We start from the raw sequence: 1,200 nt of genomic DNA, 5'->3' as shown, positions 1-1,200 counted from the left end.
CTTAGATGTCGAGGATCTTGGCGACGACGCCCGAGCCCACGGTACGGCCGCCTTCGCGGATGGCGAAGCGCAGGCCTTCTTCCATCGCGATCGGGTTGATCAGCTTCACGGTGATGCTGACGTTGTCGCCTGGCATGACCATTTCCTTGTCCTTGGGCAGCTCGATCGCGCCGGTCACGTCCGTCGTGCGGAAGTAGAACTGCGGGCGATAGTTGTTGAAGAACGGCGTGTGACGGCCGCCTTCGTCCTTCGACAGGACATACACCTCGGCGGTGAAGTGCACGTGCGGCTTGATCGAGCCGGGCTTGCACAGCACTTGGCCGCGTTCGACTTCTTCGCGCTTCGTGCCGCGCAGCAGCACGCCCACGTTGTCGCCGGCTTGACCTTGGTCCAGCAGCTTGCGGAACATTTCCACGCCGGTGCAGGTGGTCTTGACCGTCGGGCGGATGCCCACGATTTCGATTTCTTCACCGACCTTGATCACGCCGCGCTCGACAGCGCCGGTCACCACGGTGCCGCGACCCGAGATCGAGAACACGTCTTCCACGGGCATCAGGAACGTGCCGTCCACGGCGCGCTCGGGCGTCGGGATGTACGTGTCCAGGGCTTCTGCCAGCTTCATGATGGCGCCTTCGCCCAGTTCGCCCTTGTCGCCTTCGAGGGCGAGCTTGGCCGAGCCGTGGATGATGGGGGTGTCGTCGCCGGGGAATTCGTACTTGTCGAGGAGTTCGCGAACTTCCATTTCGACCAGCTCGAGCAGTTCCTTGTCGTCGACCATGTCGCACTTGTTCAGGAACACGATGATGTAGCCCACACCCACCTGGCGAGCCAGCAGGATGTGTTCACGGGTCTGGGGCATCGGGCCGTCGGCGGCCGAGCACACCAGGATGGCGCCGTCCATTTGAGCGGCGCCCGTGATCATGTTCTTCACATAGTCGGCGTGACCGGGGCAGTCGACGTGTGCGTAGTGGCGGTTGGCCGTTTCGTACTCGACGTGCGCGGTGTTGATCGTGATGCCGCGGGCCTTTTCTTCAGGCGCAGCGTCGATCTGGTCGTAGGCCTTGGCTTCGCCGCCGAACTTGGCCGACAGCACCGTGGCGATCGCAGCCGTCAGCGTGGTCTTGCCGTGGTCGACGTGACCGATCGTGCCCACGTTCACGTGCGGCTTGGTGCGGGTGAATTTACCTTTTGCCATTTTTC

1 protein-coding gene is annotated in these 1,200 nt (G+C 62.9%); it reads right to left on the bottom strand.

Features of this window, described 5'->3' with window-relative positions:
* Position 1: 1 nt before the first annotated feature.
* Positions 2-1,195: an elongation factor Tu gene (gene tuf / locus QTI51_RS38905; protein WP_108143266.1), complete on the bottom strand. Its 1,194-nt coding sequence runs from the start codon at positions 1,193-1,195 to the stop codon at positions 2-4.
* Positions 1,196-1,200 lie beyond the last annotated feature (5 nt).

This window comes from Variovorax sp. J22G73 (assembly GCF_030317035.1).
In the GTDB taxonomy this organism is placed as follows: domain Bacteria; phylum Pseudomonadota; class Gammaproteobacteria; order Burkholderiales; family Burkholderiaceae_C; genus Variovorax.
The sequence above is the reverse complement of the archived record's forward strand: the minus strand, read 5'-3'. Positions and strand labels throughout refer to the sequence as shown.

Bases quoted from the DNA above. Each gene is read 5' to 3' on its own strand.
- tuf (WP_108143266.1), bottom strand. From the start codon at position 1,195: ATGGCAAAAGGTAAATTCACCCGCACCAAGCCGCACGTGAACGTGGGC.